General features: G+C 39.1%; 21 protein-coding genes and 1 pseudogene. 16 read left to right on the plus strand and 6 right to left on the minus strand.

The window, feature by feature from the left end; translation table 11 throughout:
* Window positions 1–3 precede the first annotated feature (3 nt).
* The 6 genes from hpsJ-B to ACSQ6I_RS25920 all read left to right on the plus strand — a co-directional run bounded on the left by hpsJ-B (window position 4) and on the right by ACSQ6I_RS25920 (window position 8,236).
* Window positions 4–837 (plus strand): hormogonium polysaccharide biosynthesis protein HpsJ, encoded by an 834-nt coding sequence (hpsJ-B, locus tag ACSQ6I_RS25895; RefSeq protein WP_438893105.1) that lies wholly within the window; start codon window positions 4–6, stop codon window positions 835–837.
* A 183-nt stretch (window positions 838–1,020) separates the two neighbouring features.
* Window positions 1,021–1,851, plus strand: coding sequence for a glycosyltransferase family 2 protein (locus tag ACSQ6I_RS25900; RefSeq protein WP_438893106.1), 831 nt, complete (start codon window positions 1,021–1,023; stop codon window positions 1,849–1,851).
* A 413-nt stretch (window positions 1,852–2,264) separates the two neighbouring features.
* Window positions 2,265–3,026 carry a DUF502 domain-containing protein gene (locus tag ACSQ6I_RS25905; protein WP_438893107.1) on the plus strand — a complete coding sequence of 254 codons (762 nt, stop codon included), beginning with the start codon at window positions 2,265–2,267 and terminating at the stop codon, window positions 3,024–3,026.
* 376 nt (window positions 3,027–3,402) lie between these two features.
* Window positions 3,403–4,044: a transcription antitermination factor NusB gene (nusB, locus tag ACSQ6I_RS25910; RefSeq protein WP_438893108.1), complete on the plus strand. Its 642-nt coding sequence runs from the start codon at window positions 3,403–3,405 to the stop codon at window positions 4,042–4,044.
* Between the two features lie 128 nt (window positions 4,045–4,172).
* Entirely contained in the window at window positions 4,173–5,795 is a 1,623-nt protein-coding gene (gene ftsY, locus ACSQ6I_RS25915) for a signal recognition particle-docking protein FtsY (protein ID WP_438893109.1), read from the plus strand.
* 1,052 nt (window positions 5,796–6,847) lie between these two features.
* A complete protein-coding gene (locus tag ACSQ6I_RS25920) occupies window positions 6,848–8,236 on the plus strand; it encodes a PP2C family protein-serine/threonine phosphatase (protein ID WP_438893110.1) in 1,389 nt (462 codons plus the stop codon).
* A gap of 4 nt (window positions 8,237–8,240) precedes the next feature.
* Here the strand turns inward: ACSQ6I_RS25920 and ACSQ6I_RS25925 are convergent, their stop codons facing one another.
* Together ACSQ6I_RS25925 and ACSQ6I_RS25930 are read right to left on the minus strand one after the other, a co-directional pair.
* A complete protein-coding gene (locus ACSQ6I_RS25925) occupies window positions 8,241–8,495 on the minus strand; it encodes a DUF29 domain-containing protein (protein WP_438893111.1) in 255 nt (84 codons plus the stop codon).
* Window positions 8,416–8,690: pseudogene (locus ACSQ6I_RS25930) on the minus strand (DUF29 domain-containing protein). Before ACSQ6I_RS25930 ends, ACSQ6I_RS25925 begins: the two are co-directional and overlap by 80 nt.
* A 354-nt stretch (window positions 8,691–9,044) precedes the next feature.
* On the opposite strand from ACSQ6I_RS25930, the gene ACSQ6I_RS25935 reads away from it, so the two are divergent.
* The 10 genes from ACSQ6I_RS25935 (at window position 9,045) to ACSQ6I_RS25980 (ending at window position 20,303) form a co-directional block, all read left to right on the plus strand.
* On the plus strand, window positions 9,045–9,593 hold the full coding sequence (locus ACSQ6I_RS25935; protein ID WP_438893112.1) for a restriction endonuclease: 549 nt from the start codon (window positions 9,045–9,047) through the stop codon (window positions 9,591–9,593).
* On the plus strand, window positions 9,590–10,141 hold the full coding sequence (locus tag ACSQ6I_RS25940) for a hypothetical protein (protein ID WP_438893113.1): 552 nt from the start codon (window positions 9,590–9,592) through the stop codon (window positions 10,139–10,141). The genes ACSQ6I_RS25935 and ACSQ6I_RS25940 overlap by 4 nt, the downstream gene beginning before the upstream one ends.
* Before the next feature lie 434 nt (window positions 10,142–10,575).
* Window positions 10,576–11,250, plus strand: coding sequence for an S-layer homology domain-containing protein (locus ACSQ6I_RS25945; RefSeq protein ID WP_438893114.1), 675 nt, complete (start codon window positions 10,576–10,578; stop codon window positions 11,248–11,250).
* A gap of 256 nt (window positions 11,251–11,506) precedes the next feature.
* The gene (gene dxs, locus ACSQ6I_RS25950) at window positions 11,507–13,414 is read left to right on the plus strand and encodes a 1-deoxy-D-xylulose-5-phosphate synthase (RefSeq protein ID WP_438893115.1); all 1,908 of its coding nucleotides are present in this window, start codon (window positions 11,507–11,509) and stop codon (window positions 13,412–13,414) included.
* Between the two features lie 139 nt (window positions 13,415–13,553).
* Window positions 13,554–14,753, plus strand: a complete 1,200-nt coding sequence (locus tag ACSQ6I_RS25955) for a formylglycine-generating enzyme family protein (RefSeq protein ID WP_438893116.1) — start codon at window positions 13,554–13,556, stop codon at window positions 14,751–14,753.
* 168 nt (window positions 14,754–14,921) lie between these two features.
* On the plus strand, window positions 14,922–15,137 hold the full coding sequence (locus ACSQ6I_RS25960) for a Sir2 family NAD-dependent protein deacetylase (protein ID WP_438893117.1): 216 nt from the start codon (window positions 14,922–14,924) through the stop codon (window positions 15,135–15,137).
* 374 nt (window positions 15,138–15,511) lie between these two features.
* Window positions 15,512–17,533 (plus strand): cation:proton antiporter domain-containing protein, encoded by a 2,022-nt coding sequence (locus ACSQ6I_RS25965; protein WP_438893118.1) that lies wholly within the window; start codon window positions 15,512–15,514, stop codon window positions 17,531–17,533.
* Window positions 17,534–17,622: 89 nt separating this feature from the next.
* Window positions 17,623–18,663 (plus strand): S-methyl-5-thioribose-1-phosphate isomerase, encoded by a 1,041-nt coding sequence (gene mtnA, locus ACSQ6I_RS25970; protein WP_438893119.1) that lies wholly within the window; start codon window positions 17,623–17,625, stop codon window positions 18,661–18,663.
* Between the two features lie 82 nt (window positions 18,664–18,745).
* Complete coding sequence (locus tag ACSQ6I_RS25975; RefSeq protein ID WP_438893120.1) at window positions 18,746–19,189, plus strand: GNAT family N-acetyltransferase; 444 nt, start codon at window positions 18,746–18,748, stop codon at window positions 19,187–19,189.
* Window positions 19,190–19,460: 271 nt separating this feature from the next.
* Window positions 19,461–20,303, plus strand: coding sequence for a hypothetical protein (locus tag ACSQ6I_RS25980; protein WP_438893121.1), 843 nt, complete (start codon window positions 19,461–19,463; stop codon window positions 20,301–20,303).
* A gap of 649 nt (window positions 20,304–20,952) precedes the next feature.
* Here the strand turns inward: ACSQ6I_RS25980 and ACSQ6I_RS25985 are convergent.
* The 4 genes from ACSQ6I_RS25985 to petJ (ACSQ6I_RS26000) form a co-directional block, all read right to left on the minus strand.
* On the minus strand, window positions 20,953–23,037 hold the full coding sequence (locus tag ACSQ6I_RS25985; protein WP_438893122.1) for a TonB-dependent receptor plug domain-containing protein: 2,085 nt from the start codon (window positions 23,035–23,037) through the stop codon (window positions 20,953–20,955).
* A 158-nt stretch (window positions 23,038–23,195) separates the two neighbouring features.
* Window positions 23,196–24,113: a tetratricopeptide repeat protein gene (locus ACSQ6I_RS25990; protein WP_438893181.1), complete on the minus strand. Its 918-nt coding sequence runs from the start codon at window positions 24,111–24,113 to the stop codon at window positions 23,196–23,198.
* 90 nt (window positions 24,114–24,203) lie between these two features.
* Complete coding sequence (petJ, locus tag ACSQ6I_RS25995) at window positions 24,204–24,542, minus strand: cytochrome c6 PetJ (protein ID WP_438893123.1); 339 nt, start codon at window positions 24,540–24,542, stop codon at window positions 24,204–24,206.
* A 484-nt stretch (window positions 24,543–25,026) separates the two neighbouring features.
* Window positions 25,027–25,359: a cytochrome c6 PetJ gene (petJ, locus tag ACSQ6I_RS26000; RefSeq protein ID WP_438893124.1), complete on the minus strand. Its 333-nt coding sequence runs from the start codon at window positions 25,357–25,359 to the stop codon at window positions 25,027–25,029.
* Window positions 25,360–25,498 lie beyond the last annotated feature (139 nt).

Here is a 25,498-nt window from a genome sequence, read left to right on the forward strand (position 1 = left end):
AATATGGTTAACCGCGCTGCTGCCTCAAATACTTCACTCACACTCAAAGTTGTGGGAATAATCTGCATTTTGTCTTTTTTCGTTGATTTTCTGATCCTGTTGTTAGGCTTCAGTCCCACTAATAAGCAATCACAAATTGGCTTGGCAACAGCCCTAGTTGACCGAGGAATTGTGCCGCTAGTTGGATTAGGAATGCTATTTGCTGCATATTGGTTTGATGGGGCTGAAGATCGCCCACGAGGTATAGATTTAAGACTTCCATCCTTAATACTCTCAAGCATCTTAGGATTGATGTTTTTGCTGATTTTTCCTCTGCACCTTAATAACGTGCGGCAAGCCAGCACACAAACTGTAAAAGACATCTCCCAACAAGCCCAACAAGCTGAAAACCAACTTAACAGCCAGTTATCCCAATTTGAAGCCCAACTCAACAACGATCAGGCCAAAGCTCAATTAGAGCAAGCGAGAATCCAAGCTAAAGCTAGGTTTGGTGAACTAATTAAAGATGAGCAGAGATATAAGCAAGCACTTGAAAACCCCCAACTTCCCGCAGAACAAAAAGAATTACTCAAGAAATTTAAAGCCAATCCCCAAGAGCTTGATAAATTTATTGCTCAACAAACAGATCCTAAAGAAGTTGCTAATCAAAGACTGAGCGAAATTCGCCAACGCAAAGAAACAGCAGAAAAAGAAGCTAAAGATAATGCTTGGAAATCTGGACTGCGGATTGGTTTGAGCAGTTTGTTGTTGTCTATTGGTTATATCATCATTGGTTGGACAGGATTAAAAGGTATGGGTACTTTACAAGGTAGTAAACGTAAGGTTCCAGTGCGTTAATCTATGGCGCATTCAGCAGTATATTAGCGGTTGTCTGTTGGATGTAATACAATTGAGGGCGGGGAAACCCCGCCCCTACAGGTTTGGTGATGACAAACTGTACCTCACTGATATGAAAACTGCTATAAGAATCATTGCTACAAGCTAATTAATAGGTTTAGTAAAATCTCTATAAAATCAGAAATGTTCTCAATTTACATACTTACATATAACGAAGAGTTAGATATTGCTGCTTGTATAGAATCAGCTATGTTATCTGATGACATCATAGTTGTAGATTCTTGTAGTAGCGATCGCACTATAGAAATTGCCAGTGGTTATCCTATTCGAGTCATTCAACACCCTTTTGAAAGTCACGGGAAACAACGCACCTGGATGCTAGAGTCAGTTCTTCCCAAACATGAATGGGTGTACATTCTCGAAGCCGATGAGCGCATGACACCAGAACTTTTTGCTGAATGTGTCGCCGCAACTCAAAACCCAGATTACATCGCTTACTACGTTGCGGAAAGAGTGATGTTTATGAATCGTTGGATTCGTTATAGCACCCAATATCCTCGCTATCAATTGCGTCTTTTCCGTCATGGTAAAGTTTGGTTTACAGACTACGGTCATACGGAACGGGAAGTTTGTGATGGTGCAACCAGCTTTTTAAAAGAAACCTATCCCCATTACACTTCTAGCAAAGGTTTGAGCCGCTGGCTGGATAAGCATAACCGTTATTCTACAGATGAAGCTACAGAAACTTTGTATCAATTAGAAAATGGGGATGTGAAATGGCGAGATTTGTTTTTTGGCAAATCGGAAGTAGAAAGACGACGCGCCCTTAAAGATTTATCATTGCGTGTACCAGCTAGACCAGTGATACGCTTCTTGTATATGTATTTTTTCCTGGGTGGCTGCTTAGACGGACACCCTGGGTTAGCTTGGTGTACTTTGCAAGCATTCTATGAATACTTGATTTTGCTGAAAGTTTGGGAAATGAAATATAACAGGAGTCAGGCTTCGCCGTGAGCGTCAGCGGCTCGAGTGAGCCTTCGCCGAACTCCGAACGGAGTCAGGAGTCAGCCCTATGGCTAACGCCACGCTACGCTATCGGCTTGTCTTCGACACACTACGTGAACGCTCAGGGCAAGGAGTCAGCCCTTCGGCTTCGCTCAGGGCAAGGAATCAGGAGTAGAACCCTTTTTTGGTCGGAGTTGCAGCATTTTTTTTATAATTGTGAGCATCTGGTGATATGGCGCGTTAGGATTAGTAATACCTAAGAAACTTGCAACAATCATTTACAGGTTTTATAAAGAAAAGTAACACTATTAAAGATTAACCAACCAATATTATGGTTGGTATACGTCTATTTGCAGGTTAATAGGGACTGATTATTAAGGACTTGCTAACAACTCTTAACTTAATACCCAGAAATCAATGGTGTGGATAACAATCACAACAATTTGACTAACCGAAAAAAGGAGAATAGGGGCTTGGTAATTGAACGCCTAAAACAGGACTTCAAAAATGACCTGATTGCTGGTTTGTTAGTGGTAATTCCCCTAGCGACTACAATCTGGCTGACCATTACTATTGCCAGTTGGGTAGTTAATTTTCTCACCAAAATCCCCAAACAGGTGAATCCCTTTGATGGTCTGCATCCTATATTAGTCAATGTACTTAATTTAGTAGTTGGACTAGCTGTACCACTACTAAGTATCCTGATCATTGGCTTAATGGCTCGGAATATAGCTGGTAGGTGGCTGCTAGATTTTGGTGAGCGGTTATTGCAAGCAATTCCTTTGGCAGGTCAGGTATATAAAACCCTCAAACAATTACTGGAAACTTTACTCAAAGATTCCAATGGTAAATTTCGGCGTGTAGTTTTATTAGAATATCCTAGACGGGGAATTTGGGCGATCGCATTTGTCACTGGTGCAATTAGCAATGACATCCAAGCACAGATGAATCGTCCCATGTTGAGCGTCTTCATCCCCACAACCCCCAACCCTACCACCGGATGGTATGCAGTAGTTCCAGAAGACGAAGTAGTCAACCTCTCACTATCTGTAGAAGAGGCTTTCAAAATAGTTGTCTCTGGTGGGATTGTTGCCTCTAATGCACCCATAGCCCCCTTAGTTTTACCAAAATCAATATCACCCCTTGAAACTAAACAGCAGGTGATGCCTGTGGAAGAAAAGTAAAATCATCCGGGTAAACTCATATTGAGTACCAAGTACTGAGTACCGAGTACCGAGTACTGAGTGGTTGAATCTCGTTCCTAATTATTACTTGTTTGTTACTCATCGCTCTGTACTGGCTTTGTGTCTGGCTTTGAATTTAGATCCTGTACCGTATGGCTACGCCACGCAAGCTATCGGAGTTCGGCGAAGGCTCACTCGAGCCGCTGACGCGGTAGTTGAGCGTTCACGTAGTGTGTCGAAGACAAGTCGAAACTCACGGCGAAGTCTCATTTATCTGCTATTTTCTGTAAAATTATTCTTTGAATGTGCAGAAATTGATATGATTATGAGTTTGCCCCTTTTAGTTCATTAATTTTCCTACCAATACCCCACCATCATGCAACCTCGTAAACCCCAACAGATAGCACGCGAATTAGCTTTATTAAGCCTCAGTCAGTTGCCAGTTAACCCCAAGAAATTGGATAAACTGCCAGATGAACAATTAGTAGCCAAATTAGTACTCGGCGCAGTACGCACTCTCACCACAGAAGTGCAAGATACCCTCGATAACGCTGCGGGTGAACTCCAACGCAGTAACGATCGCCTTTTAACTAGCCAAACACGGGCTTCCGACCTGAATACAGCGAGAACCATGCTTCAAGAAGCGATCGCTTGTACCCAAACAGCCATCAATCAATTAGGCACAGCCATTGACTTCCCAGAATTAATTCAGTTAGCCAATCAAGACAAAGAAGTCCGCAATTACGCCAAAGAAATCATCATCACCGTCAACGACAACCGCACTATCATCGATCAATTCATTTCTGAAGCTTTAGTCGATTGGCAAGTCTCTCGTTTAGCGCAAATTGACCGGGATATTTTGCAAATCGCTGTGGCAGAAATGCGATTTATGAGAGTTCCCGCCAGTATAGCCATCAACGAAGCTGTAGAATTAGCGAAACGCTACAGTGGAGATGAAGGACATCGCTTTATTAATGGTGTTCTGCGCCGTGTCACAGAGCAAAAACAAACAGCATAGGATAACATCCTCACTTCACCTGTCCTGAATTTTTTCCAAGTGAGGATAACCCGAAAACCTGCATCCCTAGAAAACGTGGCGAATTAAATTAAACTGAAAATTAATAAGTTACTAAAAATACTGCTGCAATGGTTTTTAATTGGTTCCGCCGTCAACATAACGATACCCCCGATACCCCTGAACAACAGCCACAGGGGGAAACTCCGCCCGCGCCAGAAACGCAGCCAGAACCAGCCGCAGAAACTACACCAGAGACAGAGGACTTGCTGGCGTTTGCTAAAGCGGCTTACAAAAATATTCAGCAAAAACAACAGTCCCAGATCCAAGCACCTGCACCTGTTTCGGAAGATACACCAGAAGTAATTCCTGAAGAAACAGCAACACCTATTATTGAAGAAACTACAGAAATAACTGCAATAGAAGAAATACCTGTTACTGAAGAATTAACTCCAGTAGCTGTTATTGAAGAAACTACAGAAATAGCCGCAATAGAAGAAATACCTGTTACTGAAGAATTAACTCCAGTAGCTGCAATTGAAGGATCAGAAACTTCTGGCACAGAAACGCCAGTCAGTGAAACACAACCAGCCGCCTTATCCTTTTTAGAACGGGCAGCAGCCGAAAGACAAGCCAAGCAAGAAAGATTAATTGCCAACGCCATTGAACTGGAGGAACCAGAGACAACATCAACTCCTTCATCAACTACAACCACAGCAAATGTAGAAGTAGAAATTCCTGAATTAGAATTTGATGATGGCTTTGTGTGGTCAGTTGAAGTGTTGGCAGCCCAAGGAAGAAAGGCTGAAGATGTTTCCATAGAAGAAATTACCTGGCTGAAAAAGTTACGCCAAAGCTTAGATAAAACTCGGCGGAATATCCTCAACCAACTCAAATCAATTGTTGGACAAGGGCCTCTCAATCAAGCTGCTGTAGCAGAAATTGAAGCATTACTCCTGCAAGCAGATGTGGGTGTAGAGGCAACAGATTTTATTATTGATGCCTTACAGAAAAAACTTCTGGATGAAGTGACTCCACCGGAAGAAGCGATCGCATTTCTGAAAAAAATTCTCCGGGATATGCTAGATGCACCAAATCAAGTCGCAGAAAGACCCAGTTTTGCCCCGGATAAAGAAAACCTGACCATTTGGTTAATTACCGGAGTTAATGGGGCTGGTAAAACTACCACAATCGGAAAAATTGCCCATTTAGCCCAAAAATCTGGTTATAAATGCTTAATTGGCGCTGCTGATACCTTCCGGGCTGCCGCTGTAGAACAAGTCAAAGTTTGGGGAAGCAGAAGCGGTGTAGAGGTTATAGCCAATCCAGGCAAGAATACAGATCCTGCCGCAGTGGTATTTGATGCGATCGCCGCAGCCCAATCACGAGGAACCGAATTACTCTTAATAGATACCGCCGGGCGACTGCAAAACAAGAAAAACTTAATGGACGAATTAAGTAAAATTCGGAAAATTATTGACAAAAAAGCCCCAAATGCCCATATAGAATCACTCTTAGTTTTAGATTCTACCTTGGGACAAAACGGACTGCGCCAAGCCGAAGTTTTTTCCCAAGCAGCCCAACTGAGTGGCGTTGTCTTAACAAAGCTAGATGGTACAGCCAAAGGAGGAGTTGCCCTAGCAGTTGTACAGCAACTAGGTTTACCCATTCGCTTTATTGGTGCTGGGGAAGGCATTGAAGACTTGCGCCCATTTTCTAGCTATGAGTTTGTTGAAGCACTATTAAATGGCTAGTGCAGGAAGGCCAGAAGCAGGGGGGAGAAAAAAGTCGTTTTGATTCAGTGAAATTGGATAATTTATTTTGTGGGATGGGCATCCTGCCCGTCCTTGATAATTTGCGGGCAAGATGCCCGCACCACAAGAAACTTTAAGAAACTTTTGGGTATTTTTTTAATTGGAAGTCCCTAAAGTTGGTTTAATCTACCTTTTCACCTTTTTTGATTGATAGTTATTATCGCTATGTTGCGCTAAATACCTACGCAAAAAGATTTAGCCATTTTTCAACACGAATGAAATCGCTGTATTATTTCACTGTTCCCCATTCCCTATACCCTGCCATATTCAAACTCAACCCAAATTTGTAGAAATTACTGTTCAAATTGGGATCGTAGCTAATGGCTGAAAGCTTTTTGCTCCCTTGCATTCAGCAAAAATTAAATACTGAAAACAATATATTTGCTAAAATAATTATTTTTTTTACAATAAATGGCTAACTTCTGCTAAAATTGCACACTAAAGCCATTTTGCCAATTATCGAAGTAGTTTATCTAATGCAGCAGCAGGTTTACTTGATTACTGCAAAAGGTATCCACAAGAAAGGGTGAAATGTTTGCAATCTATAAAGTTACATTTTTTCTTTTACAGGCAGGATGGTAAATCTTTTTTTCCTCACTCCTAAAAAAACGCACTCATCAAGAAACAACCTTGCAAATTCATTGCTTCAAGATTCCTAAGGCTTACTCTGTAAGTGTAATATATGGCTTTTTTTGCTAACAAAGTTTTATTTCTCAAGGTATATGAATTACCAATTAAGTCATGAAAAAATTATAAGCCGTCTATAACGTAATCCTAGTTACAGTTTTTTACTGCCCAATCTTCAAATAAATATAGAGGTGACTGTAAATTCCTAACAATATAATACTCATAAAAATCACATCCTCAGCTTTTTTACTCTTGCTAAAATGACTAATTTTGTCCAATATGATTGAACAATGCCGAAGACAAAGGATTTGTAAAAAATCATAAATCTGCAATCTGTTAATATCAAGTGCAATAATTATTTACCTGTGTCTCAAGTGCCTTCTCACCCCACCGAAAGTAATAGTAGTGCCACGACAGATGTCACTCCAGTCGTGGCACTGAAAGAACTTGTGGCCAGGCTGCATCGTGAACAGAACAAAATTCAAGATTTGCTAAGTTCTTTAGGATTCGCCCTCAGAAGCTTCAATAATTTGAATCAGTTCTTAGAATTGATTCCACTTATGGCAACCAGAGTAACTGATGCCGAAGGTAGCGCCCTTTTTCTCTACAAACCCAATGGTCAAATTAGGCTAGAACAACTGCATTGGCAGGATAGTCAGCAAAGAAAAAATATCCGCAAAGCCTTAGAAAATGCCAGTAGTCAAATTACACTTGTACCTAATTCAGTTCCTTTAGCAACAACTACAGGTATTTTAGATGCTCAGATGCATCACTATTTGGGGCCAGATGTACAAATTTTTGGCACTGCAATTTTAGTTAAGCATACAGAACGCGGTTGGCTTTACGTTTTAAGCCGTGATCCTGATTATAGTTGGACAGAAACCAGACAAAAATTAGTGAGATTAGTTGCAGATCAAACGGCTGTAGCGATTGAAAACGATGAATTAGCGGTAGAACTGAGGAAAAAAGAACGCTTAGATCAAGAATTAGAAATTGGTGCAGAAATTCAACGCCGACTTTTACCGCGTCAATGTCCTAGTATTCCTGGTGTCGTTTTGGCTGCACGTTGTAAACCGGCTAATCGAGTCGGTGGAGATTACTACGATTTTATTCCTACAAATCATCATCAGTTGCCCTCCAATAATCATAAAGGCAGTGCAGAAGATGCCTGTTGGGGTTTGGTAATTGGGGATGTTATGGGTAAAGGTGTTCCCGCTGGGTTGATTATGACAATGATGCGAGGAATGCTTAGAGGTGAAGTATTGCATGGTAATTCCGCAGCCGGAATTTTGCAAAATTTGAATCGAGTTATGTACGCGGATTTGGAAAATTCTCACCGTTTTGTGACTTTGTTTTACTCAGAATATAATCCTCGCACACGGATTTTGTCTTATAGTAATGCCGCACATAATCCTCCTTTCTGGTGGCACGCGGCTACAAAAAATGTGACTCGTTTGGATACTTTAGGGATGCTGATTGGCTTAGATGCTAATAGCCAATATGAAGATGCCCATGTCCAGTTAGAATCTGGGGATACGATTATTTATTATACAGATGGTTTGACGGATGCAGCTGCGGCTGGGGGCGATCGCTTTGATGAAGAAAATTTTATCACTTCTTTTAACTTCGCTTGTCGTTATTGCAACGGCCCACAGGAAATTGTTGATTATTTATTTGATAAGGTTGAGGAATTCATCGGGCCAGATAAGCAAAATACCGATGATATGACCTTGGTAGTTTTACAGATTTTGTGATGGATTATGGTAAAAATTCTATATCCAGTATTTGAGTCACTGTGTAAGGTAAATCTTCTGGAAAGGTATTTTGGGGAATTCCAGTTTCGTTGCTGGCTAGGTTTTTTCCTCTGCGGTAGCAATCAGCTAAAACTTCTTCTAGATAAGGATTAAGACTGGGACTATCTTGGAGTAAATCTTCAATGCGGTTTCGTTGTTCTGCGATCGTATTTTGCCAAGAGCCACTTCGCAAACTGGGCTGATATTGCCATTTTAGCAAATGCTGTAACAATGTTCTGCGATCGGCTTTTCAACTCTCGTCGGTCTGACCTTCCCAAGCTTTCAATCTCCTCAACCACCGCTTCCCAATCACTCCATCCCATTTTCCTGCACGAATTAATTCAGCCGTTTGCTGTGTCCATGCGACAAAATCAGTATCATACAACCGGATTGCTGTCTTGGAAATAGAAACCATGATATTTTTGCAATCTTATTTGGATGGGTTATTAATCTACTATTTTAACTCTGAGTCAGTAGAAAAATTTTTATTCATCTCCCTTGATTTCACTCTTCCTTGCACGATACGGGCTATATTATCTATGTCTTTATTCATAGTTTTTACCGCAGGCGACTGTTCGAGTTCTGTCATGGAGATTTTTGTAGTGACCCTTGCTACTTAACGGTCTTTTTTGACCCAGGTTGGGACGGTCTACTACTTCCTCTAAGATACAAGGTTGGGTTGACGCAAGGAAACCCAACAATAATCAATAATAGCTTTAGGTATAATTAATGATAATAGGTTACAACATACGACACATCAGATAGAATCATGACCACAGAAGCAGAGTATCAGGCAAAAATTATTACTTATAACTGGGATGATTTAATCAAATTATGGTCAGAAATTGAATCAGGTAATACACCAAATTGGGATGCAGGTAAAGCATTAGAATATCTCGTTTTACGAGCATTTCAACTCAACAATGCCGAAGTAACCTGGCCTTACAGCGTGTATTTAGATGGAGAAGAAATAGAACAAATTGACGGAGTAGTTTATGCAGATGGCTTATCTTGTGTAATAGAATGTAAAGACACAGCAAAACCTGTTAAAATTGAACCTATAGCCAAGCTAAGAAATCAACTATTACGCAGACCAGCAGCAACTATTGGGAGTATATTTAGTCGTAGTGGATTTACAGAAGCATCGGAAACCTTAGCTGGATTTGTTGCACCTCAAACTATTCTATTGTGGGGAGGAGAAGAAATTAAATATTCTTTAGAAAATGAGTGTATATGTAGAGCATTAATCAAAAAATATCGTATTTGTGTTGAACAAGGACTAGCTAATTACAACATTAAAACTGAGGCTGTATCATGACTTTAGCTTATATAGTGCTAGAAGGTAATAGATATCAAGAAATCATACAGAAATTACTTCCTAAACATCTTTTGCAAGATGTTAAATTCGTTGTGGGAAACGGACAGTATCAAGTCAGATCATTAGCAAGTTCATTACTTGCTACCAGAAATACTCCTGTTATATTAATCCTAGATGCAGATACAGATAACGAATCTCAAATATTTGAAAAGCAAGATTTAATTAATTATTTATTGCGTCGAGCATCTGCCGGTATTCCTTTTCAAGTTTCTCTAGCTGTTCCACAAATAGAAATTATTTTAATACAAGATAAATCATTAATTGAAAAAATAGCACAACGTCAATTTAATGATTTAGAATGGAAATTTGCTCAAAGTAAACCTAAAGAATTTTTAGAAACAGTTTTAGCAAAAAAACAATCAATTAATGAGAGAATATTTAGCAATATTAATGATGAAGAAATTAAGATATTGCAACAACATCCATTAATACAAGAAATAATGATTTTCTTATCATCCCTTACCGTATCTTCTGTTGCAATTAACTAATTCATCTATTGACGAAAAACAGAGTCAGAATTTGTTAACGTTTTAAATTAGAGAGAAACTACCATAAGAGGATGTTTGAAAAGTATTAGAATTGATTGAAATCCCCTTTTTAAGAGGGGCTAAATTTCTCAAAATCCACCTTTTTAAGGGGGATTTATGGGGATCTACAAGTGTTAGATCCCACACGACAGAGTTTTCAAACATCCTCTAAGTTTGATGTCATACGCTCGTGAAAACAACTGGCAGAAAGAGTTATGACTGTTCCCGGTTTATTACCCTTTACTGTGCTGAGTCAGAGAAATAATTCTACAATGGTATTAGCCTAACTAATATAAGTAATTAAAATAATTACGAATTAATAGCAACAAATCAACATAACTGCTCGTCTAGTGTAATTGTTCTCCAAAATAAGCAGATTTGAAAGGGTGATAACTATGAAGTATTTGCTAGGGACAATTTCTTTGATTGTATTAATACAAAGTTTTCCATTAATTGAACTGACACAAGCACAAGAAAATATTCCTGTAATCAAATCAGATTATATTCAGAAAGTGCTGGAAACAAAATTAATGGATAACTTTCCTGACGGAGAATTTTATCCAGAAAGATTAATTAGTCGTGCAGAATTAGCTGGAGTTTTAGTTAAAGCTTTTTATTTAGATAAACGACAAGCTGCAAAACAAGAAAAACCCATATTTGTACCAGATGTACCCAGTTCTTATTGGGCATATAAAGATATTCAGACAGTGCTGAAAACTGATATTATGAAAGGTTATCGGGGCAATATGTTTTTCCCAAACCAAAGGGTAACAAGAGCAGAAGGTTTAGCGATTTTTGCCCAAGCTTATGGAGTTTTTCAGTTTTCTGAGCCAACCGTCAATGAAATTTTGACACCATACCCAGATGCAGCATCTATACCTAATTGGGCTAGAAGAGCGATCGCAACTGTCATCACTGAAGATTTAATTAATATAGATCCCCAAGGTAAGATTAACCCATTAAGTCCCATGACCCGTGGCGATCTGGCTTACGTCTTAAGTAAATATTTGCAACGTCAACAAAAACAACCAGAAACTCCAGTAGTACCCGGTATTCCCCAACAGCCATAATTTTTGTCAAGGTAGAAAATACCATAAAATACAGGTATGTTTAGTTACTTTTCGACACAAGTAACTATGAAAGTACAACATCAAAAATCTTGTATTCAAACAAAAATATGAATCTATGCCTGGTTCCAGCAATGTATTGTTAACAAAAGTTATACTACAACAACAACATTGGTAACAGTAGGATTCTTGTCGCCACTTGAGGTGAGAAAATCAAAAGAATGCCAAAAATAGAGTTTAGAGAGGAAAATCCTATAATATGCATCTGAGTGAAATCACCCATCCTAACCAGTTGCACGGTTTGTCGATTCGACAATTACAACAAATTGCCCATCAAATTCGAGATAAGCACTTACAAACCGTTGCAGCAACAGGAGGGCATTTAGGTCCCGGTTTGGGAGTTGTAGAATTAACCCTAGCGCTTTACCAGACCCTGGATTTAGATCGGGATAAAGTCATTTGGGATGTAGGCCACCAAGCTTATCCCCACAAACTACTCACAGGTCGTTACAGTGACTTCCACACCCTCAGACAAAAAGACGGAGTTGCTGGTTATCTCAAGCGTTGCGAAAACAAATTTGACCACTTTGGGGCAGGACACGCTTCAACCAGTATTTCAGCTGCCTTAGGCATGGCTTTAGCCCGTGACTTAAAAGGGGAAAAATTTAAAGCTGTAGCTGTAATTGGAGATGGTGCTTTAACCGGTGGTATGGCTTTAGAAGCTATCAACCATGCTGGACACCTACCCAAAACGAACTTGCTGGTAGTTCTCAACGACAATGAGATGTCTATCTCTCCCAATGTCGGTGCAATTCCCCGTTATCTCAACAAAATGCGCCTTAGCCCACCGGTGCAATTTATCAAAGATAATTTTGAGGAACAAGTTAAACACATTCCCTTTGTTGGTGAGTCGCTTTCACCAGAACTAGATCGCATCAAAGAAGGGATGAAGCGTTTGGCGGTTCCTAAAGTAGGTGCAGTTTTTGAAGAACTGGGCTTTACTTACATGGGGCCAGTTGATGGACATAATTTAGAAGAATTAATTGCTACTTTCCAACAGGCACATCAAATGACAGGCCCTGTTTTGGTTCATGTAGTGACAACTAAAGGGAAAGGCTATGAAATTGCTGAAAAAGACCAAGTAGGCTATCACGCCCAAAACCCCTTCAATGTATCCACTGGTAAGGCTATTCCTTCTAATAAACCCAAACCCCCTGCTTATGCTAAGGTCTTTTCTCACACTTTAGTCAAACTTGCTGAACAAAACCCGAAAATCGTCGGTATTACAGCAGCAATGGCTACAGGTACGGGTTTAGACAAACTACAAGCTAAATTGCCTAATCAATATATTGATGTTGGTATTGCCGAACAACACGCTATCACCTTAGCTGCGGGTTTAGCCTGTGAAGGAATGCGTCCTGTTGCTGCCATCTATTCCACCTTCTTACAACGCGCTTACGACCAAATCATTCACGATGTTTGCATTCAAAACCTACCCGTATTTTTCTGTTTAGATAGGGCTGGAATTGTTGGTGCTGATGGACCGACTCACCAAGGTATGTATGACATTGCTTATCTGCGATGTATTCCAAATATGGTGATTATGGCTCCTAAGGACGAAGCGGAATTACAACGGATGGTTGTTACTGGTATTAATCATACTAGTAGTCCTATTTCCATGCGCTTCCCTCGTGGTAATGGTCACGGTGTGCCTTTGATGGAAGAAGGTTGGGAACCTTTGGAAATCGGAAAAGGGGAAATTCTCCGTCAAGGCGATGATGTGTTAATCGTCGGTTACGGCACAATGGTTTATCCCGGTATGCAAGCGGCGGAAATTCTCAGTGAACACGGTATTGAAGCAACTGTGATTAATGCCCGTTTTGTTAAGCCTTTGGATACTGAGTTGATTTTACCTTTGGCTAAACAAATCGGCCGGGTTGTCACTTTGGAAGAAGGTTGTTTAATGGGTGGCTTTGGTTCTGCTGTAGCTGAAGCTTTAATGGATGCTGATGTTTTGGTTCCTGTGAAGCGGATTGGTGTACCAGATATTTTGGTAGATCATGCGACACCCGATCAATCTTTTGCGGCGTTAGGTTTAAGCAGTCGGCAAATTGCCGAAACTGTTTTAGAAGCTTTCTTTAAGAAGGAATTAGCTGTTATGAAATAGTTTTCTTTTTTCTCTCGTTCCCATACTTTGTATGGGAATGAATTCTTGAAGGTTTTGCTTTCCTTGATATTAGAGTCAGAGATTCTATGATAGTATTTCCAGTCTCCAAACTGGTAACAAAGCAAATAACTATTAAGAAATGAGGAATAATCCACAACAACCAGGTGAATATGATGCTGTACTTGGTGGTAATAATAGTTTATCAATAGAAAATGCAGCAGTTTTAGGTGGTATTGAAGGCGTAAGATTACGGTTAAAAAATATAGATGAAAATGTGAGAGTCTCTGCGATTAATGAAGCATTAAATTATGGAAATCAGGGTTTAGATTTAGTAATTAAATGCTTAAAAGATAAGTCTGTACAAGTTCAAATACAAGCTTATTATTTATTAACTGCTAGAACTGAAATAAAAGCAAAACGAGCCTTATTAAAATTTAATCCAGAAGGTTTAAAGCTAGAACAAATTGAAATAGTTACAGTCAACAGGTTTGGAAAAATTATTCAGCGTCAGCAACGGTTAGTTAGATATTTTATTGAAGATTTGGGCAATGGTGTTACCTTGAAAATGGCTGCAATTCCTGGTGGTAGTTTCATGATGGGTTCACCGGAAAATGAAGTGGGCAGAAACTTTGATGAAAGTCCCCAACATGAGGTTAATGTTCGTAGTTTCTTTATGGGAAGATATCAAGTAACACAATCACAATATCAAGCCATCATAGGAAACAACCCTTCTAATTTTAAATTCAAAGGTTATAACTGCCCAGTTGAAACAGTAAGTTTGGGGGATGCAGTTACATTTTGTAAACGGTTAACCCAGAAAACAGGTAAACACTATCAGTTGCCCAGTGAGGAACAATGGGAATATGCTTGTAGAGCAGGAACGACTACACCTTTTTATTTTGGTGAAAGTATTACGACGAAATTGGTAAACTATAACTATAGCAACGGACAGGGAGGTTATCATAAAGATTATTATCACCCAACCAAAAATGTAGGAACTTTTCCCCCTAATGCTTTTGGTTTGTATGATATGCACGGAAATGTATCGGAATGGTGTCGTAGTATTTATGGTTTTTATACAGATGCACCTATAAAGGAGGATAATTGGATTAGTCAAAACGGTGAAGATTATAAATCTTATGTAAGTGAGTTTAAACAACGAAGAGATTGGGCTAGTGAAAATAGAAGAGTAGTGGTACGTGGTGGTTCATATGGCGTAATTCCTGCGGGTTGCCGTTCTGCTTTTCGTTCACACGCTTCAATGAATTTTGGCTACGCCAGCGGGCATATTGGTTTTCGGATTGTGTGTAGTGATTTTGTGAAGATGAAGATTTGGTAGCTCTTTGTACTCTTGTGGTTTGCAATCTTTTCTTTTCCGTTTTTAACCTTCTGCTGGCAAGATTGTTGTTGTCTGAATCAGAAAATTCCTATATATATGGATACAATATTTTTCTATTATCATTCAATGATGATTGAACCTAAAAATTAGTCAATAGGTTTGTGAATTATGATTGTAGTGTTTAGTGGTGCAGGACTATCAGCAGAAAGTGGAATTCCCACCTTCAGAGGTGCTGGTGGACTGTGGGAAGGATACAAAATAGAAGAAGTAGCGACTCCTTTGGGTTGGATGCAAAATCAAAAATTAGTCTTAGATTTTTATGCCCAAGGATTTATCAAAATGCAAGAATGTCAGCCAAATGCCGCGCATTTTACGATCGCATAATGTGCAAATAATTTTGATAGTTTTTTCAAGATGTCACTGTAAAATATTTTATAAATCCTCATCCTGAGGTATTGACTGAGTTTACAGTGCTTGAGGGCAAAACAACTAGGACTTACGCACTCAGCCAAGTTGAGAACGGTAGAATAGGCGTTTCAACTTCTGGAGAGATTCTTCGCTGCGCTCAGAATGACAGTTTTCCGTTTCAATGCGTGAGTCCTGACAACAGAATATCTACCAGCCGTAATAGAGTCTTTGAAGGGAGAATTCGCTTAATTCCCGAAAATATATCTAAAAATAGTTACCATAGGCATTTGTGTTTTGAGAAGCTAGTAGATATTTTAGTGGAGTGCCAACGTACTAGCTAAGAAATATCTATGAACATAGATGCGATCGCTCTTTTGGTTCCTGCTATGGTAGCTACGCCCATTAAAGAACCCGTACCAGTATTTTTGACGATTTTGGGCATTATGCTCATTGCCCCGCTGCTGTTTGAAAAAATGCGGCTACCGGGGATTGTGGGGTTAATTTTAGCGGGGGTGATTGTTGGGCCTAATGGTTTGGGACTTTTGGCACGAGATAACACTATTGTCCTTTTAGGTACAGTCGGGTTGCTATTCCTCATGTTTATGGCAGGTTTGGAAACCAGCCTTGATGACATGAAATATAACGCCGATAAGGCATTAATCTTTGGATTAGCCACCTTTGCTGTACCTATGGTTTTGGGAACAGGGGCAATGTTGGCAATAGGTTACGGTTTTTTACCTGCCATTCTGGTTGCTTCTTGTTTTGCTTCCCATACTCTGCTGGCTTTACCTGTGGTAGGTAAACTGGGAATTATGCGATCGCCTGTTTTAACTGCTACTCTCGGTGGTACTCTGATCACTAATGTTTTGGCATTGTTAGTATTAGCCGTGGTAGTCAGGGCGCATCAAGGTAATTTAACTTTACAGTTTTGGTTATTTCTCATCCCTTCACTCATCATCTATACTTTTTTGACACTCTGGGGTGTTCCCCGTTTAGGAAAATGGTTTTTTCGCAAGTTTGGACATGATGAAGGTGCAGAGTTTACCTTCGTTCTCGCTACCCTGTTTGTGGTGTCCTATGGGGCAGAAGTAGTCAAAATCGAACCGATTATTGGTGCTTTTTTGGCAGGAGTTGCCATTACCCAATTGATTCCCCAACTTAGTCCCTTGATGAATCGGATTCAATTTATTGGTAATACTCTGTTTGTGCCATTTTTCCTGATTTCTGTGGGAATGTTGGTGAATCCAGGGATTTTGATTCAAGAACCGCGATCGCTTATCGTCTCCGGTGTCATGGTGACAGTGGCTATAGTCGCTAAATATATCCCTGCGTGGGGTGCGGGTAAGTTATTTGGATACAACTTCGACAATATTATGGTCATGTTTGGGCTATCTGTAGCACAAGCAGCTTCTACTCTGGCAGCAATTACCGTTGCTTACAATATCAAATTGGTTGATCAATTAACAGTGAATGGTACGATCGCTATGATTTTAGTTACCTGCATTGCTTCCCCTTGGGTGACAGCAAAGTGGGGACAAAAAATGAGGACACAAAATATTACTCCCCAAAAGCAGGAAGGTGGGAGTTTAGGCGATCGCGTTTTAGTTCCTGTTGCTAACCCAAATACTGAAGATAACTTGTTAAAGTTAGCCATCCTCTTAGCTAAATCAGCCGCAGGTACGCTTCTACCTCTACATATCATCATCGAGGAAGGTGAACCAATTTCTCCAGATGCTAAAGCTAGACAAAATCAGTTACTTTCCACCGCAGAAATGATTGCCCATGCATCAGTCGCCAAAGTTACAACTATTGGCAGAATTGATGAATCAATTGACAAAGGCATTGCAAGGGTAGCAGTAGAAAAACAAGCAAGTGTCATAGTTTGCGGTTGGAAAGGCTACTCTACCTACCAAGAAAACTTATTTGGCGGCGTAATTGATAAAATCGTGCAACGCAGTTCTATACCTGTTTTAGTAACTCGCTTTCCCTTACCTATTGAGCATACATCAAGAGTATTCCTGGCTTTCACCAGCCAACAAGCCAATGCTAGTTCCTTTAGGGAAAGTATCAAATTAGCCCAAAATCTGGCCGTAGAACTCAAAGCATCTTTACAACTATTAGAAGTCGTCACCACAAAAGGAGTAGATATTGATTTTAATGATGCCGGACTACCAGCAGATACACCAATTAAAAAAGTCAGGGGTAATTTTGTTAAAGAAGTGTCACGGTTACTAAAAACAAATGATTTATTGTTGTTAAATGGTTCTGTGTCCCAAAAAACCCAGATATTTTCACTACTTGGTCATGTTCCCGAAGCGATCGCCCGCAATCACCCTCAAGTTGCTATGATGATTGCCTATTTACCGCAGTAGTAGAGATTGGGGACTGGGAATAAGGGAAATTTATTATTATTCTTCCTCCTGACTCCTTTTTCATTCTTCCTCCTGACTCCTTTTGAATTATGCTTTATCCCGTTGTTTGGAAAAATAACTCAGTTTTACTAATCGACCAAACCCGCTTACCAAATGAGTATGCTGTGGTGGAAATTCATCGCAGTGAAGACATGGCTGAGGCGATTAGAACTATGATTGTTAGGGGTGCGCCAGCAATTGGTGTCGCTGCGGCTTATGGGATGTATTTGGGTGCGAGGGAAATTGAAACAAGCGATCGCACCGAATTTTTGCAACAATTAGAAAAAGTCGCCCAATTATTACGTTCTACCCGTCCCACCGCAGTAAACTTATTTTGGGCAATTGGGAGAATGATGCAAACTGCTTATGAAACTATAGGCACAGTCACCGAAATTAAACAAACTCTCCTAGAAACTGCCCAAACTATCAACACCGAAGATATCCAAACCTGTCAAGCCATAGGTGATCACGGTTTAGCAGCTTTACCCCAAACCCCAGACAAGCTAATTATACTTACTCACTGTAACGCCGGTGCTTTAGCAACCGCCGGTTATGGTACCGCATTAGGTGTAGTGCGTTCCGCTTGGAGAGAAGGACGACTAACACGGGTATTTGCAGACGAAACCCGTCCCCGCTTACAAGGTGCAAAACTCACCGCTTGGGAATGTGTGCAAGAAGGAATTCCCGTAACAGTGATTACTGACAACATGGCCGCACATTGCATGAAACAAGGTTTAATTGATGCTGTAGTTGTCGGTGCTGATAGAATTGCCGCTAATGGTGATACTGCTAATAAAATCGGGACTTACAGTTTAGCTATAGTAGCTCAAAAACATCATATTCCCTTCTTCGTTGCCGCACCTCTTTCTACCATTGATTTTACCTTAGTAGACGGTAGCCAAATCCCCATTGAAGAACGTCACCCAGCCGAAATATATCAAATTGGTGATACTATCCTGACACCTTCAGGAGTCGAATTTTATAATCCTGCCTTTGATGTCACTCCCGCAGAATTAATCACAGCAATTATTACAGAAAAAGGTGTCTTTGCACCTGATGAGTTAGTCAAGCTTCAGACTATATCTCAGTAAATATTCAATAATTGCTGGACGTTTTTTACTCGTGGAATCTAGGCTATAGGTGTAAACTGTATGGAAGCGATGAGGACATTCAATGGAAGTTTTTTTGGCTAATATTGATCATCTTGAAAGTGTTTCAGTACTATTTGATCGCTATCGTATTTTTTACAATCAAGCATCAAACCTTGAAGCTGCCAAGGAATTCCTCAAAGAACGTTTCCAGAATCATGACTCGGTAGTATTTGCAGCTAATAACAATGGTGAATTAGTTGGATTTACTCAGCTTTATCCCAGTTTTTCTTCAGTGTCGATGAAACGAATATGGATATTGAACGATTTATATGTCGAAGAGTCATATCGTCGCAGGGGAATTGCAAAGTTACTAATGAATACGGCAGAAGAATACGCAAAAAAGAGTGGAGCAATTCGAGTAATTTTAGCTACTCAAATTGCTAATACAACCGCACAAAAACTTTACGAAACGCGAGATTATATTAAAAATGAAGATTTTTACCATTACGCTTTACAGTTGCAGTAATGGCAAAATACTCGCTGCTAAATGTCGTCATACAATTAGAAAATGTCTTAGAGGATGTTTTAAAAGGGTTTTTCTATGTCATATTGAACGCAGCGGAGTGAAATATCTCTGTATGCAGATGAAAACCTAGATTCTAGAGCCTACGGCACGCTTAATCCTGCTCAATAACAAATGTAAAATAGTCAGTATTTTGGAGTATATAATACAAACGGTAATATCGCATCCTCTTAAATAAGTGAATCTAGTTTTTATAAAATAGTAAAAAATATCCATGAGAAAATTAATTCCCACAATATCCTTAATTCTTTCCTGTATCTCTCTGGTCAGTTGTAGTAATTCACCAACTAATACAACCACAGAAACATCAACTAATACTACTGCACAATCTCAACCAAAAATAGATACTCAAGCTAAAACAAAATCTACCACTAAAAGCGTTAGCAATAGCACCAATAAAACTCAACAACCACAAATTGGTACAGTCAAAGAATTAGTCAATGGTGATTTACTATGTTATGCCACATTAGTAGATGAAAAAGGCATTGAACACCAAGTTGGTGCAAGCTTTGAAATTTGTGCAGAAGAAGCAAAATTCTTAAATAAAAAAGTCCGTGCTGTTTACACAATAGAATCAGTTAGTGATTGTGAAAGTGCTGAACCCTGCGGTAAAAGTCGTCAGGAATCTATAATTACCAAGATGGAAGTTTTAGGTGATCAAAGATCATCTAATTCTGAAAATATATCAGGAAGTATTATTACAGGAAATCAAGTTATAAGTGGAGAAATATCAAAAGAAAAATATCCACTTGTAAATAGTAAATCACATACTATTAGTAATGGTGATTGGACAATTTCAACTAGTAATCATGACTCTTGGACAGGAATTAATAATACAGGCAATATTAGTTATAAAGGATGTGACGCTAAAGGTAAATGTATTGAATTAACAGGTGGTAAAATTTCTTGTCGGGATGGAAAATGTGTTACAGGTTGGAAAAATGGAGATTATATTTACATATTAGAACAACCGATTACAGAAGATGGAAATGCTTCTTCCACCCTGATTGTTAAGAAAGGTACTAGCGAAATTCTCAAAGCCACAGAATTGAAATAAGAATGCAGCATTCCCCTGTAGCGTCAAAATGATTCGTAATTGATAATAATGCCTCCGGCAAGCTACGCCAACGTAATTCGTAATTGCAATCCGTGGAGGCTTGTACCCTCTTTAATTAGGGCTTGCTGAATAAACCAAAAACCTAGATATATCAACAGTTTCAGGCTGAAAAAGTAGGAGAAGGTGCAAGAAATAAGCGATGAAATCATCAAAAACCGTTCATTTACCCAGATTTGAGAATATTCTGATCTACTTCTAATTCTTCCTCCTGACTCCTGACTCCTGACTTCTGACTCCTAGCTCTAACGGAAAGACTTTTTCAGCAAGCCCTAATTACGAATTACGAATTAGTAATTATTTGGTCAATCTAACATCCTCATACCAATTTTATATGAGACTGCACAGAATAATGACATCAATTGAATTATCCGTCTTTAATCTGTGTTTATCTGCGTTTATCTGCGGTCAATTATTCGTGATATAGCGTTTCCTAATCACATGAGGTATATCATAGCCCCCTCCTCGCTTGCAGTTGGGGGTGGGGTTTTTGTACCTCACTCAACCGATAACCGCCATATCTTAGAACCCTTGTAGAGACGTGACCTGGGTAGTGATTTTCGTCTCTACATTCTTTTCCACCAGATATCTACTATATATTGGCAGTTAAACCCAAACGAAACGTAAACCCAGGACTATAAATGCGATTAACACGTTCATATTGTTCACCCAGTAAATTTTCTAAATAAACAGTCACTCCTAAATTTTTACTCACAGGAATGCGTCCACTCAAATCTAAATTCACAAAAGATGGAGAGAAATCTGTATTTTTATCACCAGCAGCAGTATTAGTAAAAACGGAACGACGAGTACCACTATTATAAGTCAAATACAAATTAGCTTGCCATCCATCTTTTTGATAACCAATACCAGTTTGCAGCAAAGAGTAAGGAATTAAACCTAATTGTAACCCTTTATCTGTGCCTGTTTTAATTTGGGCATCTGTATAAGTATAATTGACAAAAGTAGACCACTCACGAGCAATTTTTAATTGCAAAGCAGCTTCTAAACCATTCGTATCGACTAAGCCAATATTTTCCCACCTGCCACTAATTACTCCTAAACGATTATCTAAACTGCTGCCAAAATATGTAAACTGTGCCAGCAAATTACTAGATAAATTAATATCCACTCCCGCAGTCCAGGTAGAACCAGTTTCTGGTTTTAAATCCGGGTTGGGGTCCCAACCATGTACCGTATCATAAACATATAATTGATCTAAGCCAGGATTGCGTTGCGCCCCCGCCCAACTGCCACGAACTGCAACTACTGGATTAATGGCATAACGTAAGCCAGCACTGGGATTAAGATAACTACCAAATTGTCCGTCAAAGCTTTGTCTTAACCCTAAATCAACTAGCAAAGCATCACTAATTTGCCAAGTATTTACAGCAAATAAAGCCGTATGAAAGAGATTTATATTTTCGGTTTCATTCTGATTAATTCGATTTGGGGCTGTGCTGAAAACATCACCATTTAAATCGGTATTTTTTAAATCTATACCCCAACGTAATTGATTATTAGGGCTAAGTTTCCAATCATGATCAACCCTGGCTGTAATTTGTTGGGTATCTAAAACTCCTGTGCGATAAAATGTTGCTCCCGTTGGGCCATAGGTACTAAAGTAATCTTGGTTATAACCGATAGTAGTTGTTAGATTTGAGTCGTTGTTCTTACCAAGTCGAGTTTTCCAAGATAACCCAATGTTCAAACCATCATGATCTAATCTATCTTTTTGTAAAGGGAACCCAAAATAGATTAAGCCCCGACGACTACTAAGCGCAGTTACATCTAAGTTCAAAGAATTTTTAGAGTCTAAATCTAAACCAATGCTGCCAAAATAGCTACTAGTTGCAGTATCAGCATTTGATAAAAATCCTTCAGAGTCACGGTTTGCTGCACCAACAGGAACACGGTAACGGTTATCTATAAAGTATCTTTCAAAGCTAAAATTGTATTTTACTTGATTAGTGGAACCAGCATAAGTTATTTGTTGGTTATTTAAATTTAATGAGCCAAATTCTACACTACCAGTTAATTTTGGCTGACTATAGCCTGCTTTGGTAATGATATTCACAATTCCCCCAAAAGCTGATGAACCATACAAAGAGGAAGCTGCTCCGCTATATAATTCGACTTTTTCAATAGCTTCTATGGGAATGCTATTTAAATCAGTTCCTCCATGATAAGTATTGATGTTGGTGTTAATTGGTCTACCATTAATCAGAAATACAGATTGATTAATTGATGCCCCACGGTAGTATGTGCCTGTGTGAATATCTGCGCCATGACCGACATCATTGATAGCAAAACCAGGCATTCTTTTTAAAACGTCAGCGACGCTCGTAGCTCCCTGTTTTTGAATTTCTTCTTTTTCAATTACATAAGTTGGGGTAGATTCAGGTAATGCATCTTTTTCTCCAACTACTTCTATGGAGATATCTGCATCATCTGTGGGAGTTAGATCAGCTTCTATTTCAGGTTCTTGTTCAACTTCGTTTGATCCAGGTTGTTGAGTTAATAATTTAGCATTAGTAGCAGGTAATTCAATTTCACTTATATTAGGAATATCAGAATTTACTATATTCTGTTCAGTTTTATTATCATTAGCTACAGCAGGAAATGCTACCAGTAAACTCAGTAAAGAGACTGGCAGGAAGACAAAACTCTTATTCATATTTCTGAACTCACACCCGGTAAAAACAATCACTATGTGGAATTGTCTCTATTAATAAAAAAACTGTCAAAAGACAAGCTGTCATAGTTAAATTAAGAGGAAGGAAGTTGATTTTTCAATTCCTTCCCAGCTGGGTAATTAATTACTGGAGAGGAGAGTTAAGCAATTTCCTGTATGAATGAGATTTCTTGTTGCACAATTTTCAGCATATCTAAGGTTTTTTGGTGGGCAATTTTCTGCCCTTGCTTTCCAAAGTATGCTGATGCTTGTTGTAAATCAGCGATCGCACTTTGGTAGTATCCTAAATTATAGTTAGCTAATCCTCGGTTAATATAAGCCAGCGCATGACTAGGTTTCAGCCTGATAACTTGCGAAAAATCTCGCATTGCGCCCAAGTTATCACCAATGCGTCCACTAATACAACCCCGGTTAAAGTAAGCTCTATCATCGTTAGCGTTGAGACGAATTGCTAGATTAAAGTCGTTTATAGCTGCTGCTAAATTTTGCGACTCAAAATAAGCTAAACCTCTGTCGTTGTATATATCTGCAAGCAGTAGGGTAGTAGTAGAATCGATTTGAGTTAATGCCCGGTTGTAAGCAATTATCGCTTCAGAGTGATTACCTTCTCCAGCAAAAGCTATACCTTGGTTGTAGTGAGCGCGGAAATTATCAGGTTTGAGCGCAATGGCTTGATTATAATCAGCAATCGCATGGAGATAATTCCCTTGTCGGTATTGTGCTAGTCCCCGGTTGAGATAAGCCTCTGAGTCATCAGGTGCTAAGTTTAGTGCTTGGGTGCAATCTGCGATCGCTTGATGGTAATCTTGTAGCTGTAAATATGCCAAACAGCGATTTTTGTAGGCTGCTATAAACTCTTCTTGCGTTTCAATTGCCAAATTCAAATACTTAATCGCAGCTTGGTAATTATCTTGCTGCATTTGATTCACACCTAATTTAAACAAGTCACTAGCTGTAATTTCGCTGTTAGTAACAGGTAATGAATTGGCACTAGGAGTAAAAAATATCAAAGAAAAAGCTATAATCATCACACTGAAAATTAATCGCCAGAAATTCATCATCACCATCTCCTTTGATAATTTCAGCCATCAACAATCAGCGGGACAAAAAGCCCCGCAAATTATGAGTTGATCACCTCAGAAGTGAACTTATTTCTGCCAATTGTTATCTGCTTGTTCCATTACGTAGGCAGCTACATCTTCAATCTGGTTAGCTTTCAAACGCTTACCGAAAGCAGGCATAGCAGCTTTACCATTAGTAACTTGAGCAATGATAGCTTCGGCTGAGTACATATCGTACTTTTCCAAATCTGCTTTCTTCAGGCTTTTCGCAGCATTAACTAAATTTTTACCACCCGCATGACAAGAAGCGCAATTAGCTGTAAATACTGCTTTTCCAGCAGCTGCATCAGCCGCTAAAGCGGGACTACTGAAGGCAAAGGTGAATATAGCGATGCCTAACAGTAATACGGAAATAATCTTTTTCATTTTGTGTTCTCCCTACAACAATCACTGAGTTAAGTGACATATCTTCTTTAATTCTCTTTTGATGAAGTTGCATTAGTCAAACGACAGGCTGTCAAACTTGGTTCTCAAATTTGAGAATTATAGATTGATTGATGGTTAGCTTCGGGTTTGAGAGTAAATGTAAATTTCTATAAACTAAAATTTAAGACTATCAATAATAAAACCAACATTCCATCATCCTCTCGGTCATACCATTTTACGACAACTCTGGTACTTATAACTTCTCTTAGCCACCCTTTTGAAGGGGGATTGAGGGGGTCTCTTAATGTATCAAATTTAAAGTAAAACGGTAAGCGATTTCTTTGTGTTTGATCTCTATTAAAGGTATTTTGTATACAAAAATGGAGAAGTCTTACATAGTGATGCCTTTAGTGAGAGTAAAACAATTAGCGGGACAAAAAGCCCCGCAAATTATTAATTGATCAACTCAGATGTCAACTAATTTCTACCAGCCAGCTTCTGCTTGTTCAAGTACATAAGCAGCTACGTTTTCAATTTGATCTGACTTTAAATTATCCTTGAAGGCTGGCATAGCGTTTTTACCATTTGTAACTTGAGCAACAATACCTGCTGCTGAATAAATACCATACTTTTCCAAATCTTCCTTTTTCAAGGATTTGTCAGCTTGAACTAGATTTTTACCACCCGCATGACAAGAAGCACAATTAGCTGTAAATACTGCTTTTCCAGCAGCTGCATCTGCCGCTAAAGCGGGATTACTGAAGGCAAAAGTGAAGATGGTGATGCCTAACAGTAATATAGAAATAATCTTTTTCATTTCGTGTTCTCTCTACGACAATTGCTGAATTAGGTGCAATATCCTTATATAATTCTCATCCGAGCCATCATCTGAGTCAAAAGACAAGCTGTCAAACTTCACTCTCAAAATTAGTAAATTTGAATCTATTAATTTAATA

Source organism: Anabaena sp. WFMT, from assembly GCF_051781005.1.
GTDB lineage: Bacteria > Cyanobacteriota > Cyanobacteriia > Cyanobacteriales > Nostocaceae > Anabaena.